We start from the raw sequence: 15,805 nt of genomic DNA, 5'->3' as shown, positions 1-15,805 counted from the left end.
GGCACTGGACCTGATCCTGAAGCACCGGATGTCCCCCACCAGGCAATGGGGTCAGCCGCATTGAGGGCACGGCGGACCACAGCGCGCCGTTTTCCACAGGATCGCGTTCTGCTTCCAAGCCGTTCGCGGCGGCCCGAGAATCCGGTCAACGAGTCTGATCGGGGGTTGTCGTGTCAGGTGATGTCGACGATCGGAAGGTTCAGGGCCGCCGGGGCGGCGGCCGGGACGACCGGGTTCTTCGGGGCGACCGGGCTGAGACGGCGGTACGGCTCCCCCAGGGCGGGGCGAAGGTCGTCCTCGGAGCGGTTCGGCCAGAACGACATCGCGCGCTCGGCCTGGGCGGTGATGGTCAGGGACGGGTTGACGCCCAGGTTGGCCGAGACGGCGGAGCCGTCCACGATGTGCAGGCCGGGGTGTCCGTAGACGCGGTGGTAGGCGTCGATCACGCCGGACTCGGCGGAGTCGCCGATGACGCAGCCGCCGAGGAAGTGCGCGGTCATCGGGATGTCGAACAGATCGCCCCAGGAGCCGCCGGGGATGCCGCCGATCTCCTCGGCGATCCGGCGCGTCGCCTCGTGCCCCTCCGGGATCCAGGTCGGGTTCGGCTCACCGTGCCCGGCGGACGCGCGGACGTCCCACCCGAACGGCCCCCTCTTCGGGCGCAGCGTGATCGAGTTGTCGCGGGTCTGCATGACCAGCGCGATGACCGTCCGCTCCGACCAGTGCCGCACGTCGAACAGCTGGACGAGGTCGCGGGGGCGGCGCACCGCCTGGCGGGCGAACTTCAGGATGCGGGGCGTGTGCCGCTCGCCCGGACGGTCACCGTCCACGAGAAGCGTCTGCAGGCCGGCGAGGAGGTTGGAGCCCCGGCCGTAGCGGACGGGCTCGATGTGCGTGTCCGGGGCGGGATGGAACGACGAGGTGATCGCGACGCCCTCGGAGAAGTCGGGGCCGGGCCTGCCGTTGCGGCGGCCACCGCCGAGGATCGCCTCGGAGTTCGTGCGGGTCAGGGCGCCCAGCCGGCCCGACAGGCGGGGCAGGGCCCCGGCCGACTTGAGCTTGTGCAGGAGCTTCTGCGTCCCGTAGGTACCGGCGGCGAAGACGACCTGCTCGGTGGTGAACGTCTTGCGGTTGCGCCCGAACGAGCCCGTCCGGACGATCTCGACCTCGTAGCCGCCGCCGGGCAGCGGCCTGACCGACGTGACGCGGCTGAGCGGCATCACGCGGGCACCGGCCTTCTCGGCAAGGTACAGGTAGTTCTCGGTGAGCATGTTCTTCGCGCCGTGGCGGCAGCCCACCATGCACTCGCCGCACTCAAGGCAGCCGCGCCGGCGCGGGCCCGCCCCGCCGAAGTACGGGTCGGCGCTCTCGATCCCGGCGCCGCGCCCGAAGTAGACGCCGACCGGGGTCTTCACGAACGTGTCGCCCTTGCCCATCCCGTCGGCGACCTTCTTCATGACCTTGTCGGCCTCGGTCGTCGTGGGGTTCTGGACGACGCCGAGCATCCGCTTGGCCTGGTCGTAGTAGGGCGCCAGCTCGTCCCGCCAGTCGGTGATGTGCGCCCACTGCCGGTCCTTGAAGAACGGCTCCGGCGGGACGTACAGGGTGTTGGCGTAGTTGAGCGACCCGCCGCCCACGCCCGCGCCCGCGAGCACCATCACCCGGCTCGACTTCGCCCCCCGGATGAGGTGCATCCGCTGGATGCCGGTCAGGCCGAGCGCCGGTGCCCAGAGATACCGCCCGATGCGCCAGTTCGTCTTGGGCAGCTCCGGATACCGGGATCCCGGCGCGCCCGACGGGTTCGTGTCGAAGCGGCGGCCCGCCTCGATCACGCCGACCTTGTAGCCCTTCTCGGTCAGCCGCAGCGCCGAGACGCTGCCGCCGAATCCCGACCCGACGACGAGCACGTCGAAGTCATGCTTCACGAACGATCCCTACTTGATGTGCAGCTTCTTCATGAGCTTGATGCCGGACGCCATGTAGTCGGCGAACTTGTCGTAGCCGATGCCGGCCGGCGGTTCGAGGTCCATGAGGTGCTGGCTGGCGATCGTCTGCACCTCGGTGAACTTCAGCAGGCCCTCGGCCCCGTGGCGGCGTCCCACACCGGACTGCTTCATCCCGCCCATCGGCGAGTCGTAGGACGCGTACGCGGCGCCGTAGCCGTCGTTGATGTTCACCGTCCCCGCCTGGATGCGGGCGGCGAGCCGGCGGGCCCGCGCCGGGTTCTTCGTCCACACCGACGCGTTCAGCCCGTACGGGGTGTCGTTGGCGCGGGCGACGACCTCGTCCTCGTCCCGGTACTTGTAGACCGCGACGACGGGCCCGAACGTCTCGTTCGCGCACAGGTCCATGTCGCCGTTGACGTCCGCGAGGATCGTCGGCTCGTAGAAAAGCGGGCCCACGTCGGGACGGGCCTTGCCGCCGGCGAGGACGGTCGCACCCTCCTTGACGGCCTGGTCGACATGCCGCGTCACCGCGTCCAGCTGGCGCCGGTGGGTCAGCGAGCCCATGTCGGCGTCGAAGTCGAGTCCCGCGCCGAGCCTCATGTCCTTGGCCAGCTCGACGAACCGGGGGACGAACCGGTCGTAGATGTCCTCGTGCACGTACAGCCGCTCGATCGAGATGCACAGCTGGCCGGCGTTGGTGAAGCACGCGCGGACGGCGCCGCGCGCGGTCCGCTCGACGTCGGCGTCCGGCAGGACGATCATCGGGTTCTTGCCGCCGAGCTCCAGCGAGTAGCCGACGAGGCGCGGCGCGACCTTCTCGGCGATGGCCTTGCCGCCGCGCGTCGACCCGGTGAACGAGACATAGTCGGCGTTCTCCACCAGCGGGTCGCCGATCTCGGCCGGCTCGCCGACGACGATCTGCCACAGGTCCTTGGGCAGCCCGAGCGCGACCAGCAGGTCCAGCACCCACAGGCTCGACAGGCACGTCTGGGTGTCCGGCTTGTGGATCACCGCATTGCCCGCCATCAGCGCGGGCGCGATGTCGCTGGCCCCCAGCGCGAAGGGGTAGTTCCACGGGGCGATCAGCGCGACGACGCCCTTCGGGTGCCGCAGTTCCCGCACCCGTGTCAGCCCCGTCACCATGCCCTGCCGGCGTTTCGGCTTCAGCAGCCTCGGGGCCCGCCGGGCGTAGTACAGCGAGCACAGCGCCACATCGAGGAACTCCTCCATCGCGTGGCGGCGCGCCTTGCCGGTCTCCAGCTGGATGATGTCGAGGATCTCCGCACGCCGGTCGACCAGCGCGTCCGCCAGGCGGAGGAACGGCTTGACCCGCTCGCCGGCCGGCAGCGCCGCCCAGGCCCGCTGTGCCTCGCGGGCGCGCTCATAGGCCCCGCGGACGTCGCCGGCACCGGAGCGCGGAACGGTCGCGAGGGGCTCACCCGTGAACGGGCTGGGGATCGTCGCGCTGTCGGTGCCGTCCGAGACGACGTGGGAGGCCAGCCGGTCGATCAGGGGCTGGGGGAGCCTGTGCTCTGCCGCACCTTTGGCAGGGACCGTGGGGGATGCCATGCAGGCAGCGTAGGACCCCGCGATCATTTTTGCTACCCGCAAGTAACGCACTACTTGCAGTGATATGCCCCACCCGGTTCCGTTCCCAGGTCAGGGGGTGGCGATTGGGACGATGTCGGGGGCGCCTCGGCGGTGGGCGTCGGCTTCCTGGTCGCCGTCCTGGGTCTGGGAGGCTCGTTCGGCTTCCACCCGCTTGCGGTAGTACTCGATCTCGCGGTCGCGCTGCTTCTTGGACCAGCCGAGGACGGGGGTGAGGAGGTCGGCGGCCTCCTGCGCGACGCCCACGCCGCGGTCCCAGGTCTCGATGGAGATGCGGGTGCGGCGGGCCAGGACGTCGTTGAGATGGCGGGCGCCCTCGTGGGTGGCGGCGTAGACGACCTCGGCGCGGAGGTAGTCCTCGGCACCGGTCAGCGGTTTGCCCAGGTCGGGCTTGTCAGAGATCAGGTCGAGCAGGTCGTCCACGAGGGTGCCGTAGCGGCGGAGAAGGTGCTCGACGCGGGCCACGTGCAGGCCGGAGCGGGCGGCCAGGCGGTGGCGGGCGTTCCACATGGCCTGGAAGCCGTCACCGCCGACGAGGGGCACGCGGTCCGTGCAGGATTGGGGGATCTTGCCGTCGAGGCCGTGGGCGACGGCGTCGATGGCGTCCTTGGCCATGACGCGGTACGTGGTGTACTTGCCGCCGGCGACGAGGACCAGGCCGGGGACGGGGTGCGCGACGACGTGCTCGCGGGAGAGCTTGGAGGTCTCCTCGGTCTCCCCGGTGAGCAGCGGGCGCAGGCCCGCGTAGACGCCCTCCACGTCGTCGTGGGTGAGGGGGGTGTTGAGGACGGCGTTGACGTGGTCCAGGACGTAGTCGATGTCGGCCTTGGAGGCGGCGGGGTGGGCCCGGTCGAGGTCCCAGGCGGTGTCGGTGGTGCCGATGATCCAGTGGCGCCCCCACGGGATCACGAACAGGACGGATTTCTCCGTGCGCAGGATGATGCCCGCCGAGGAGTGGATGCGGTCCTTCGGGACGACGAGGTGGATGCCCTTCGACGCCTTCACGTGGATCTGGCCGCGACCGCCGACGAGTTCCTGGATGTCGTCCGTCCACACTCCGGTGGCGTTGACGACCTGCTTGGCGCGGACCTCGCTGGTCGTGTTCGCTTCGAGATCGCGGATGCGCAGGCCGGTGACGCGCTCCCCTTCGCGGAGGAAGCCGACGCACTGGGTGCGGGACGCGATCTGGGCGCCGTACTCGGCGGCCGTCCGCAGCACGGTCATGACGTAGCGGGCGTCGTCGACCTGCGCGTCCCAGTACTGGATCGCGCCCGTGAAGGCGTCCTTGCGCAGGGACGGCGCGAGCCGCAGCGCGCCGCGCCGGGTCAGGTGCCGGTGGTGCGGGACGCCCCGGGTGCTGCCCATCTGGAACGCCAGCACGTCGTACAGCGCCACACCCGCGCCGAAGTACGCGCGTTCCCACACGCGGTGGGTGGTCGGCAGCAGGAACGGGACGGGCTGCACCAGATGCGGCGCGATCTGCTGCAGCAGCAGGCTGCGCTCGGTCAGCGCCTCCCGGACGAGGTCGAAGTTGTACTGCTCCAGGTAGCGCAGCCCGCCGTGGATCAGCTTGGACGAGCGCGACGACGTTCCTGACGCGAAGTCGCGGGCCTCGACCACCGCGACCGACAGTCCCCGGGTGGCCGCGTCCAGCGCCGCGCCCGCGCCGACGATGCCGCCGCCCACGACGACGACGTCGAACTCCTCGCGCGCCATGCGGTCGAGCGCCGCGGCCCGCTCGGCAGGGCCCAGCCGCGAGCTTCCAAGGCCGGTCACCGGTGATGCCGTCATCGCATATCCCCCCATAGCGTTCGGTTTCCCAGCAGTACCTACCCAAGAGTAGGGATGGGCCCACCCCGGAAACGATCGAGTTCCCTCCGGGGAGGTCCAACAGCCGGGACAAACCCCGACGCGCGAGGGGGTCCGCTCAGTCGGTGGACCGGCGGGGAGCCACCACGACCTGGACCCGCTGGAACTCCTTCAGCTCCGTGTAACCGGAGGTCGCCATGGCGCGGCGCAGCGCGCCGATGAGGTTCATGGAGCCGTCCGCGACATGGGACGGCCCGTGCAGGATCTGCTCCATCGTCCCGATCGTCCCGAGTTCGAGGCGGGTGCCGCGCGGGACGTCGCCGTGGTGCGCCTCGCTGCCCCAGTGGTAGCCGCGTCCGGGCGCCTCGGCGCAACGGGCGAACGGCGACCCGACCATCACGGCGTCGGAGCCGCAGGCGAACGCCTTGGCGATGTCGCCGCTGTTGACCATGCCGCCGTCGGCGATCACGTGGACGTACCGTCCGCCGGACTCGTCCATGTAGTCGCGGCGGGCGGCGGCGACGTCCGCGACCGCGGTGGCCATCGGGACGGCGACGCCGAGGACGGTCCGGGTCGTGTGCCCGGAACCGCCGCCGAACCCGACCAGCACCCCGGCCGCGCCGGTGCGCATCAGGTGCAGCGCGGCCGTGTAGGTGGAGCAGCCGCCGACGATCACGGGGACGTCGAGGTCGTAGATGAACTGCTTGAGGTTCAGCGGCTCGGCGCGTCCCGACACGTGCTCGGCGGACACGGTCGTCCCGCGGATCACGAACAGGTCGACGCCCGCGTCGATGACGGCCTTGTGGAACTGCGCGGTGCGCTGCGGCGACAGCCGTGCCGCGACGGTGACGCCCGCGTCCCGGACCTCCTGGATCCGGCGGCCGATCAGCTCCTCCTTGATCGGCTCGGTGTAGATCTCCTGGAGCCGCCGGGTGGCAGCCGCGTCGTCCAGCGAGGCGATCTCGGCGAGCAGCGGCTCGGGGTTGTCGTACCGGGTCCACAGCCCTTCGAGGTCGAGGACGGCGAGGCCGCCGAGCCGGCCGACGGCGATCGCGGTGGCGGGGCTGACGACGCTGTCCATCGGGGCGACGAGCAGCGGGATCTCGAACCGGTAGGCGTCGATCTGCCAGGCGACGCTGACCTCCTTGGGATCGCGCGTCCGGCGGGACGGCACGATGCCGATGTCGTCGAAGGCGTACGCCCGGCGGCCGCTCTTGCCACGGCCGATCTCCACCTCAGCAGCCACTGCGCCCTTCCTCCACGTGATCGGTGTTCCCGGCGACCCCGGAACCAAGCCCCGGAAGAGCTTACGTCACCCGTCCCGGCACGTCGCACGGGCGGCGGGCGTCAGCGGCCCTGGTAGTTCGGGGCTTCCACCGTCATCTGGATGTCGTGGGGGTGGCTTTCGCGGAGGCCGGCGACGCTGATGCGCATGAGCTGGCCGCGCTCCTGGAGTTCGGGGATCGTGCGCGTCCCCGCGTACCACATGGACTGGTGGAGGCCGCCGACGAGCTGGTGCGCGACGTTGGCGAGCGGGCCGCGGTAGGGCACCTGGCCCTCGACGCCCTCGGGGATCAGCTTCTCCTCGGAGGTGACGTCGGCCTGCGCGTAGCGGTCCTTGGAGAACGAGGCGCCGCGCTCGCGGTTGCGCATCGCGCCGAGCGAGCCCATGCCGCGGTACGACTTGTACTGCTTGCCGTGGACGAAGATCAGCTCGCCCGGGGACTCCTCGATGCCGGCGAGCAGGCTGCCGAGCATCACCGTGTCGGCGCCCGCGACCAGGGCCTTGGCGATGTCACCGGAGTACTGCACGCCGCCGTCCCCGATCACCGGGACGCCCGCCTCCTTCGCCGCGCGGGACGCCTCGTGGATCGCGGTGATCTGCGGGACGCCGACGCCGGCGACGACGCGGGTGGTGCAGATCGAGCCGGGGCCGACGCCGACCTTGACCGCGTCGGCGCCCGCCTCCACCAGGGTCTTCGCGCCCGCGTAGGTGGCGACGTTGCCGCCGACGACCTGGACGGACGAGCTCCCCTTGATCGCGGCGATGGTGTCGGCGACGCCCTTGGAGTGGCCGTGCGCGGTGTCCACGATGATCACGTCGGTGCCGGCCTCGATCAGGGCGCGGGCCCGGCGGACGGCGTCCTCGCCGACACCGACGGCCGCGGCGACGAGCAGCCGCCCGCCGGCGTCCTTGGTGGAGTTGGGATACTGCTCGCTCTTGGTGAAGTCCTTGGTGGTGATCAAGCCCTTGAGCCGGCCGTCGGCGTCCACCAGCGGGAGCTTTTCCACCTTGTTGCCCCGCAGCAATCGGAACGCCTCGTCCCGCGACACGCCCACCGGCGCGGTCACCAGCGGCATCGGCGTCATGACCTCGCGGACCGGACGGGACAGGTCCGACTCGAAGCGCATGTCACGGTTGGTCACGATGCCGACCAGGACGCCCCGCACATCGGTGACCGGCACGCCGGAGATCCGGTAGTGCGCGCACAGGGCCTCGACGTCGGCGAGCGTGGCGTCCGGCAGGCAGGTCACCGGGTTGGTGATCATCCCGGACTCGGACCGCTTGACCCGGTCGGCCTCCTCGGCCTGCTCCTCGATCGGCATGTTGCGGTGCAGGACGCCGATGCCGCCCTGCCGCGCCATCGCGACCGCCGTCCGGGCCTCGGTCACGGTGTCCATCGCCGCCGAGACGAGCGGGATGCGCAGCGAGATCTCGCGGGTGAGGCGGGTCGTGGTGTCGGCCTCGCCGGGCTGCATGTCGGAGTAGCCCGGCAGCAGGAGCACATCGTCGAAGGTCAGGCCCTGCGGGAGGAACTTGTCGGGCTCGGCGGCGGGGTTCATGACAACCTTCCCGTGGTGGTGGCGGCATCGGGCCAGGTCGCGAGGGCCCTGCTTCCATGGTAGGGCGTGCGCCCGCGCCGGGACGGGCTGTTGCCCGCGACCGCCGCGTGGTCTTGCTGACATCACGCAACAAGCAGGACGGTCCTGAACATTCCCGGCCTATTTCGGACACGCGCGCACGCCGCGTGATTGTTCACGCACAAAGAAGACTCGGGGGGTGCACCTCGCGGGGCGTCCCGCAGTAGCGTGGGAGTGTGCACGACGACGCACCGCTCGACCCGTTCGCCGGAGATCCGGATGACCCGGCGGCGGCGCTCGGCGACCCAGGTGGCGATACCGCTCCGCTCAGCGTGACGGAGCGGGAGGACGTGCTGGCCGACATCGCCGACCTGGAGGTGTTCCGGGCCCTGCTGGAGCCGCTCGGGGTGCGCGGGCTCACCGTCGACTGCGGCGACTGCGGCAAACTCCACTACATCGACTGGGAACTGCTGCACGGAAACCTGCGCCACCTGCTGGACGAGGGCCTGCCCCGCGTGCACGAACCCGCCCTGTCCCCCGATCCCGTCGACTACGTGAGCTGGGAATACGCCCGCGGCTACGTCGATGGCGTGATCGACAGCGAAGAGGGACGCGACGACGGCTGACCCCGCCGCCCTGGCCGCCCGCTAGTCGTCCCAGCGGGCCGTTAGTCGTCCCAGCGGGGGTTGTCGTAGCGGTTCGCCTGTTTCCCGGCTTCGCGGCGCAGGTCGTCCAGGCGGCGGAGCGGGTCGTCGTCCGGCGGGGTGTTCGGACGGGCGGCCGGGGCCGAGCGCGTGATCAGGGTGGGGACATCCGGGCGGCCGGCGCGGGGACGGGGCGGGAACAGGTACTCCAGGCGCCGCTTGAGGCGCGCCATGTCCTCGCGTTCCGGGTCGCCGGACGGCTCGCGCGCCGCCGGGGGCGCCGGTGCGGGACGGGCGGCGGCCTGCGGGCGGGTACGCGTCTCGGCATCGAGGTCGCGGACGGGTTTGTCCGCCTTCCCCGAGATGCCGGACGCGCTCGGCACCGGGGCCGCGGACGTGCGGTCGGCGACGCCGCCGCCCGCCGCCGCGACGCCGGTGCTGGCGAGGACGGCACCCGCCACGCCCAAGGCCACGATCGTGCGCGACCCCCGGCGGCGGGAACCGGGGCCGGGCGGCGCGGGCGGCGGTGCGGACGGGCCGGGGTCGCCGTCGCGGCCGGGGTCCTGGTCGTCCACGTCGATGATCAGTGCGCGCAGCAGCCGCACCGCCGGGTCGGAGTCGTCGGCCTGGCGTCCGGCCCCGCCCTCGGGGCGGACGGCGCGCCGCGCGGCCAGCGCCTCGATGAGCGCGTCGGTACGGCGGACCGCGGCCAGGTCCACGGCCGGGACGGCGGCGGGCGGGCGGCCCGCCGGCGCCGGGGCATCGCCGGAGTGCGAGGACCCGGCCGGATTCGGGGCGCCCCCGATGCCGGTACGGGGGCCTCGCTCCGTCAAGCGATCGACTCCTCTCTGGCCATTGCCCGGAGCCGGGTGAGGGCCCGGTGCTGCGCGACCCGCACCGCGCCCGCGGACATGCCGAGCACGTTGCCGGTCTCCTCGGCCGACAGGCCCGCGACGACCCGCAGCAGCACCAGTTCGCGCTGGTGGTCGGGCAGCCGCGTCAGCAGGTCGCGGGCGCGCTGGGCCTCGATGCAGCGGACCACCGTCTCCTCGGGCCCCGGGCGGTCGTCCGGACCGTCCGGCAGGTCCTCGGTGGGGACGGCCGCGCGGACCGCGCTGCGCAGCGCGTCCGCGATCTTGTGCGCGGCGATGCCGAAGACGAAGGACGCGAAGGGGCGGCCCATGTCACGGTAGCGGGGCAGGGCCGACACGACCGCGATGCAGACCTCCTGGGCCACGTCGTCGGCGATGTGGTACTGCCCGGAGATCCGTCCGAGCCGGGCCCGGCAGTACCGGACGACCATGGGGCGCACCTCGGCGATGAGGACCTCGATCGCGCTCGGGTCGCCCTGCACGGCGAGGTTCGCCAGTTCCCTGAGATCGCCGTCGGCGCTGTCCGCCGCGCGCCGGGCCCGCGCCCCGCGGCCGGGGTCGCGGGGCTGTGGAGGGGCGGGCCCTCCCGAGGGTTCGGCAGCGCGCGCGGTCATGGTCCCGGCGTAGCATCCCTCGGTCACGTCAAGCATGATGCCCAGCACCGCCGGTCATGTCTGCCCCGTCCTTTACAACGGAATGGTCACAGTGCTGGAACGAACCTGGGGTTATTACTCCACGCGTTCATCTGACTGCCCGGCGTTACTGAATCTTAAATAGCCCATTAGGTGATGAACACCCCATTAGCCGACATAAAGGCAAGACCCCCGGCCCGGGACGGGACGGGGGTCTGCCGACGCGCTCCGGACGGGACGGACCCGTCCGGAAGGCGATCAGTGGCCGTGACCGTGGCCGTGGCCGTGACCGCCGCCGGCGGCCTCCTCGGCCTCCTCCGGCTTGTCGACCACGAGCACCTCGGTGGTGAGCAGCATGCCCGCGATCGAGGCGGCGTTGGTGACCGCCGAGCGGGTGACCTTCACCGGGTCGATGACGCCCTGGGCGACCAGGTCGCCGTACTCGCCGGTGGCGGCGTTGTAGCCGTGCCCGGCCTTCAGCTCCTGCACCTTGGAGACGACGACGTAGCCCTCCTGGCCGGCGTTCTCGGAGATCCAGCGCAGCGGCTCGCTGAGCGCACGGCGGACGGCCTCGGCGCCGGTGGCCTCGTCGCCGGACAGGCCGAGCGCGTCGAAGCCCTCCTTGGCGACGTGGACCAGCGCGCTGCCGCCGCCGGACACGATGCCCTCCTCGATCGCCGCGCGGGTCGCCGAGATGGCGTCCTCCAGGCGGTGCTTCTTCTCCTTCAGCTCCACCTCGGTGGCGGCGCCGACACGCAGCACGCAGACCCCGCCGGCCAGCTTGGCCAGGCGCTCCTGGAGCTTCTCGCGGTCCCAGTCGGAGTCGCTGTTCTCGATCTCGACCTTGATCTGGTTGATCCGCGCGCTCACGTCCTCCGCGGAGCCCTCACCGTCGACGATGGTGGTGTTGTCCTTGGTGACGGTGATCCGGCGGGCGCGGCCGAGGTCCTCCAGCCCGATGGAGTCGAGCTTGAGGCCGATGGCCTCGCTGACGACCTGGCCGCCGGTCAGGGTGGCCATGTCGCCCAGCATCGCCTTGCGGCGGTCGCCGAAGCCCGGCGCCTTCACCGCGACGGACGTGAACGTGCCGCGGATCTTGTTGGCGACCAGCAGCGCCAGGGCCTCGCCCTCGACGTCCTCGGCCACCACGAGCAGCGGCTTCTTGGTCTGCGCGACCTTCTCGGCCAGCGGCAGGAACTCCTGCACGTTGGAGATCTTGCCGTCCACGATGAGCACGTAGGCGTCCTCCAGGACGGCCTCCATGCGCTCGGGGTCGGTCACCATGTGCGGCGACAGGTAGCCCTTGTCGAACTGGAGGCCCTCGGTGAACTCCAGCTCCAGGCCCATGGTGTGGGCCTCCTCGACGGTGATGACACCGTCCTTGCCGACCTTCTCGAACGCCTCGGCGATCAGCTCGCCGATCTGCGGGTCCTGCGCGGAGATGGTCGCGACGTGCGCGATCTCGCCCTTCTCCTCGACCTCGCGGGCCGACTTGAGGAGCCGGTCGGACACGTACTGGGCGGCCGCGTCGATACCGCGCTTGAGCGCGAGCGGCGACGCGCCGGCCGCCACGTTGCGGGTGCCCTCCCGGACCATCGCCTGCGCCAGGACGGTCGCCGTGGTGGTGCCGTCGCCCGCGATGTCGTTGGTCTTGGTCGCCACCTCCTTGGCGAGCTGGGCCCCGAGGTTCTCGTAGGGGTCCTCCAGCTCGACCTCGCGGGCGATGGTGACGCCGTCGTTGGTGATCGTCGGCGCCCCGAACTTCTTGTCGATGACGACGTTGCGGCCGCGCGGGCCGATCGTCACCTTGACGGCGTCCGCGAGAGCGTTGACGCCGCGCTCAAGAGCCCGGCGAGCGTCCTCATCGAACTCCAGGATCTTCGCCATGCGGATACTCCTCTCCACGCGATCCGCCCCGGCGGGCCCGCCGAAGGCGGCGCCGACCGGGGCGGGTGCATCACGTTCTCGGTGATTACTTCTCGATGACCGCGAGCACGTCGCGGGCGGAGAGAACGAGGTACTCCTCGTTGTTGTACTTGACCTCGGTGCCGCCGTACTTGCTGTAAAGCACGACCTCGCCGACCTTCACGTCGACCGGGATACGCTCGCCCTTGTCGTCGACACGACCCGGGCCAACGGCAAGGACGGTGCCCTCCTGGGGCTTCTCCTTGGCCGTGTCCGGAATCACCAGACCCGACGCGGTGGTGGTCTCGGCCTCAAGCGGCTGGACGACGATGCGGTCCTCAAGCGGCTTGAGAGCAACCTTGGTGGCGGTCGTCACGATCTGACCTCCCCTTCGATTGGTCCTCGGCCGGCCATGGATGACCGGCCAGCACATGTGGCAGAAGAGGCGACCCTGGACCGGCCTGTCGTCGCGGGTGCCAGACCGACCTTGTCGCTTGTTGGCACTCTCAGTACGAGAGTGCCAGTCATGGAGACTATTCCGTGCCCGGGAGCCCGTCAACACGGACACGGAGGAGCCCGGCGGTGTTCACCGGCGGCTAACTTCTCTTTGTGGACATCGCGTCGTTCCGGGCTCTGCTCGCCCCCTCCGGCCAGGCGGTCCTCAGCGAGGCGTCCGCCGCGGACCTGAGCGAGGACGGTCTGCTCGGCACGGCGACGCGGCTGCGCGAACGGCACGATCCCGCGCTCGTCGCGGCGGCGCTCACGCAGGTGCGGTTGCGGGAGCGGGCGCGGGCCAAGTTCGGCGCGGACGCCGGCCGCATGTACTTCACGCAGGCGGGGCTTGAGCAGGCGACCCGGGCGAGTGTGGCGGCGCATCGTGCCCGGCGGTTCGCTGCTCGCCTGGACGGCGCGCGTGTGCTGGAACTGGGATGCGGGATAGGAGCGGATCTCCTCGCACGCGGGCGCGCGGGCCTTGCCGGGGAGGGTGTGGAACTCGACCCGCTGACGGCTGAGGTGGCGCGGGCGAACGTGGCCGTTTTCGGACTGGACGCCCCTGTGCGCGTGGGGGACGCGACCAAGGTCTCTTTGGACGGGGCCGCCCTGGACGAGTTCGACGCGCTGTTCGCCGACCCTGGACGCCGTACTGCCCGGGGCAGGGTCTTCGATCCCCGCTCCTACGAGCCGCCGCTTGATGCCGTCCTGGACATGGCCGCGAAGGTGCCTGCGGCGTGCGTGAAGGTGGCGCCGGGCATTCCGCATGAGGCCGTGCCGGACAGCGCGGAGGCCGAGTGGATCTCGGTCCACGGTGACGTTAAGGAGGCGGCCCTCTGGCTGGGTGGGCTCGCAGGGGACGTGGAGCGCCGGGCCACCCTGCTCTCGTCCGACATCGACCCGGAGGTCTCGACGCTGACCCCGCAGGGCTTGGACGACCCGGATGTGCGCGCGTGGGGGCGTTACCTGTACGAGCCCGATGGAGCGGTGATCCGCGCCCATCTGGTGGGTGAGGTCGCCCAGTTGGTGGACGGCGGGCTAGCGGACTCGCACATCGCCTACATCACGTCCGACCGGCTGCGTCCGACACCATTCGCGACCGCCTACGAGGTCGAGGACGTGATGCCGTTCTCCGTGAAGCGCCTGCGCGCGGAGCTGCGGCGCCGCGGGATCGGCGTGCTGACCGTCAAGAAGCGCGGCTCGGCCGTGGACGTCGACCGGCTGCGCCGCGACCTCGGCTTCGGCGGACGCAAGGCGGGCCGGGGCGCGCAGGAGCTCACCCTGGTCGTGACCCGTGTCGGACGCGACCCGGTCGCGCTCCTCACCCGTCCGGTCCCGGGCCGGTGACCCGCCCGGCACCGCGGCCGGTCCTGACCCTTTCCGAAGATCTTACGCCCGGCCGAAAACACCAAGGCGGGTTCATCGGAATGCCGTCCGAAAGCGACGCACGGCGCCACGGCCCGGCCGACGCGTGCCGGCCACCCGTATTCGCCACCGGTTCGGGAGCCGCTGATTTCGGGCGTGATGCGCGGACACGTCCCCCACCGTCCGCACCACCCCGTCACCATGATCACCCCGATGGCCGCGAAGCGGGAGAACAACCTGTACCCGGCCGTTTCTCTCTATTCACCCCAGCCGGATAAGAGGCACATTCCACAGAACTCACATTCTTCTCTGCCCCTCGTTTTCAGCGGCGCTCCGTGTGCGCACTACAGTGGCCATCTCAGCGATTCATCTGCCGTGCATCATTTCGTCGCGCCGGCACACGAAGGAGCATTGGGTGGAAACGAGGCACAACTTCCCGTGGACCGGGGATCGACCGATCTCGGCGAGATGTCCGAGCGGATCGGCCGGCTCCCCGGCACGCCGGAGATCGCCGAGCCGCACCGCCCGCTGACCCGAACCGCGCGGCGTCCGATGCGGGCCCCGCCCGGTCCACTCGGATGCCCAACGGAATCCGTGGCATTTGTCCGGTCAACCGCCGCGACGACCGAAGCCGCACCGACCAACCATCCCGATGACGTGCAGTTTGTCACGATACGTCCTCGGAAAATCACTCCCAACACCCTTCGGAATCCGTTTTCATGGATCAGGTGACTCACACACCGGCCCCCTGCCTGCCGACCGGCGCCCCACCCGGCCCCACCACTTTGCGCTGGGTCGAGAACTGCCTCGGCAAGGGCGCCGAAGTCCGCATGGTGCGGCCCCTCGCAGGCGGCACGGCGCACACCAACCACGCCCTCCTCGTGGAGAGCGGCTCCGGCAGCGCCCACCGTCTCGTCCTGCGCCGCTGGACGGCCCGCGACCCGGCACGCCGCTCCCCCGGCGACGCCGGTTTCTCCCCCGAACGCGAGATCGCCGCGCTCGCCCTCCTCGCCGGCTGCGAGATCCCCACCCCGCAGCTCGTCGCCGCCGACCCCGCGGGCGCCTACTGTGACGTCCCCGCCCTGCTCGTCACCCGGCTCGGCGGCCACCCGCCCCGCCCGTCCCCCGACGACCTGCCCGAATACCTCATCCAGTGGGCCGCCGCGCTGCTGCCGGTGCACGCGCTGAACGGCGCGGCCACGATGCCGCCGTACGTCCCGCACAACCGGCTCGACGTGCGCCGCCCGCCCGAGCACGCGCTCCGCCCCGCCCTGTGGGAACGCGCCTTCGAGGTCGCCGCCCGGCCCGCCCCCGAGGCGCCCGCCCGCTTCATCCACCGCGACTACCACACCGACAACACCCTGTGGTCCTACGGCAGGCTCACCGGCGTCGTCGACTGGTCGGACGCCTCGTCCGGCCCCGCCGCCGTCGACATCGCCCGCATGCGCCGCGGCCTGGCCCTCCGCTACGGCCCGTCCGTCGCCGACCGCTTCCTGTCCGCCTTCGACCAGGTCTCCGGCGGCCACCTCCACGACCCCTACTGGGACGTCCGCTGCCTCCTGGACCTGCTCCCCGAAACCGACGACCGCCCCTTGGACGAGGCGGCAGTCCCCCTCTACGAGGACTACCTGAGCAGGCTCCTGGCCGACTGCTGACCCCGAAGCCAGAGG

At 71.3% G+C, this 15,805-nt stretch carries 13 protein-coding genes; 4 read left to right on the top strand and 9 right to left on the bottom strand.

The window, feature by feature from the left end; translation table 11 throughout:
* Positions 1–173 precede the first annotated feature (173 nt).
* The 5 genes from AF1_RS16545 to guaB all read right to left on the bottom strand — a co-directional run bounded on the left by AF1_RS16545 (position 174) and on the right by guaB (position 8,207).
* Entirely contained in the window at positions 174–1,925 is a 1,752-nt protein-coding gene (locus tag AF1_RS16545) for a GMC oxidoreductase (RefSeq protein ID WP_067799319.1), read from the bottom strand.
* 9 nt (positions 1,926–1,934) lie between these two features.
* A complete protein-coding gene (locus AF1_RS16540) occupies positions 1,935–3,515 on the bottom strand; it encodes a succinic semialdehyde dehydrogenase (protein WP_067799315.1) in 1,581 nt (526 codons plus the stop codon).
* A gap of 90 nt (positions 3,516–3,605) precedes the next feature.
* Positions 3,606–5,345 (bottom strand): glycerol-3-phosphate dehydrogenase, encoded by a 1,740-nt coding sequence (gene glpD / locus AF1_RS16535; RefSeq protein ID WP_067799312.1) that lies wholly within the window; start codon positions 5,343–5,345, stop codon positions 3,606–3,608.
* 136 nt (positions 5,346–5,481) lie between these two features.
* Positions 5,482–6,597, bottom strand: a complete 1,116-nt coding sequence (locus tag AF1_RS16530) for a GuaB3 family IMP dehydrogenase-related protein (protein WP_067799310.1) — start codon at positions 6,595–6,597, stop codon at positions 5,482–5,484.
* Positions 6,598–6,710: 113 nt separating this feature from the next.
* Entirely contained in the window at positions 6,711–8,207 is a 1,497-nt protein-coding gene (gene guaB / locus AF1_RS16525) for an IMP dehydrogenase (RefSeq protein WP_067799308.1), read from the bottom strand.
* 254 nt (positions 8,208–8,461) lie between these two features.
* On the opposite strand from guaB, the gene AF1_RS16520 reads away from it, so the two are divergent.
* Positions 8,462–8,851, top strand: coding sequence for a DUF5319 domain-containing protein (locus AF1_RS16520; RefSeq protein WP_067799304.1), 390 nt, complete (start codon positions 8,462–8,464; stop codon positions 8,849–8,851).
* 41 nt (positions 8,852–8,892) lie between these two features.
* On the opposite strand, the gene AF1_RS16515 is transcribed toward AF1_RS16520, so the two are convergent.
* The 4 genes from AF1_RS16515 to groES form a co-directional block, all read right to left on the bottom strand.
* A complete protein-coding gene (locus tag AF1_RS16515; protein WP_067799301.1) occupies positions 8,893–9,702 on the bottom strand; it encodes a hypothetical protein in 810 nt (269 codons plus the stop codon).
* Entirely contained in the window at positions 9,699–10,355 is a 657-nt protein-coding gene (locus tag AF1_RS16510; RefSeq protein ID WP_084263008.1) for a sigma-70 family RNA polymerase sigma factor, read from the bottom strand. The genes AF1_RS16515 and AF1_RS16510 overlap by 4 nt, the downstream gene beginning before the upstream one ends.
* A gap of 276 nt (positions 10,356–10,631) precedes the next feature.
* Complete coding sequence (groL, locus tag AF1_RS16505; protein ID WP_067799298.1) at positions 10,632–12,260, bottom strand: chaperonin GroEL; 1,629 nt, start codon at positions 12,258–12,260, stop codon at positions 10,632–10,634.
* An 85-nt stretch (positions 12,261–12,345) separates the two neighbouring features.
* Positions 12,346–12,654, bottom strand: a complete 309-nt coding sequence (gene groES / locus AF1_RS16500; RefSeq protein ID WP_067799295.1) for a co-chaperone GroES — start codon at positions 12,652–12,654, stop codon at positions 12,346–12,348.
* A gap of 233 nt (positions 12,655–12,887) precedes the next feature.
* Here groES and AF1_RS16495 point away from each other — a divergent pair, with 233 nt between their 5' ends.
* The 3 genes from AF1_RS16495 to AF1_RS16490 all read left to right on the top strand — a co-directional run bounded on the left by AF1_RS16495 (position 12,888) and on the right by AF1_RS16490 (position 15,790).
* Positions 12,888–14,117, top strand: coding sequence for a class I SAM-dependent methyltransferase (locus AF1_RS16495; protein ID WP_067799294.1), 1,230 nt, complete (start codon positions 12,888–12,890; stop codon positions 14,115–14,117).
* Positions 14,118–14,336: 219 nt separating this feature from the next.
* Positions 14,337–14,867, top strand: a complete 531-nt coding sequence (locus AF1_RS34450; protein ID WP_131732698.1) for a hypothetical protein — start codon at positions 14,337–14,339, stop codon at positions 14,865–14,867.
* On the top strand, positions 14,855–15,790 hold the full coding sequence (locus AF1_RS16490; protein WP_067799291.1) for an aminoglycoside phosphotransferase family protein: 936 nt from the start codon (positions 14,855–14,857) through the stop codon (positions 15,788–15,790). The genes AF1_RS34450 and AF1_RS16490 overlap by 13 nt, the downstream gene beginning before the upstream one ends.
* Positions 15,791–15,805: the final 15 nt, after the last annotated feature.

Origin of the sequence: Actinomadura formosensis NBRC 14204 (assembly GCF_001552155.1) — a bacterium.
GTDB classification, from domain to species: Bacteria; Actinomycetota; Actinomycetes; order Streptosporangiales; family Streptosporangiaceae; genus Spirillospora; species Spirillospora formosensis.
The sequence above is the reverse complement of the archived record's forward strand: the minus strand, read 5'-3'. Positions and strand labels throughout refer to the sequence as shown.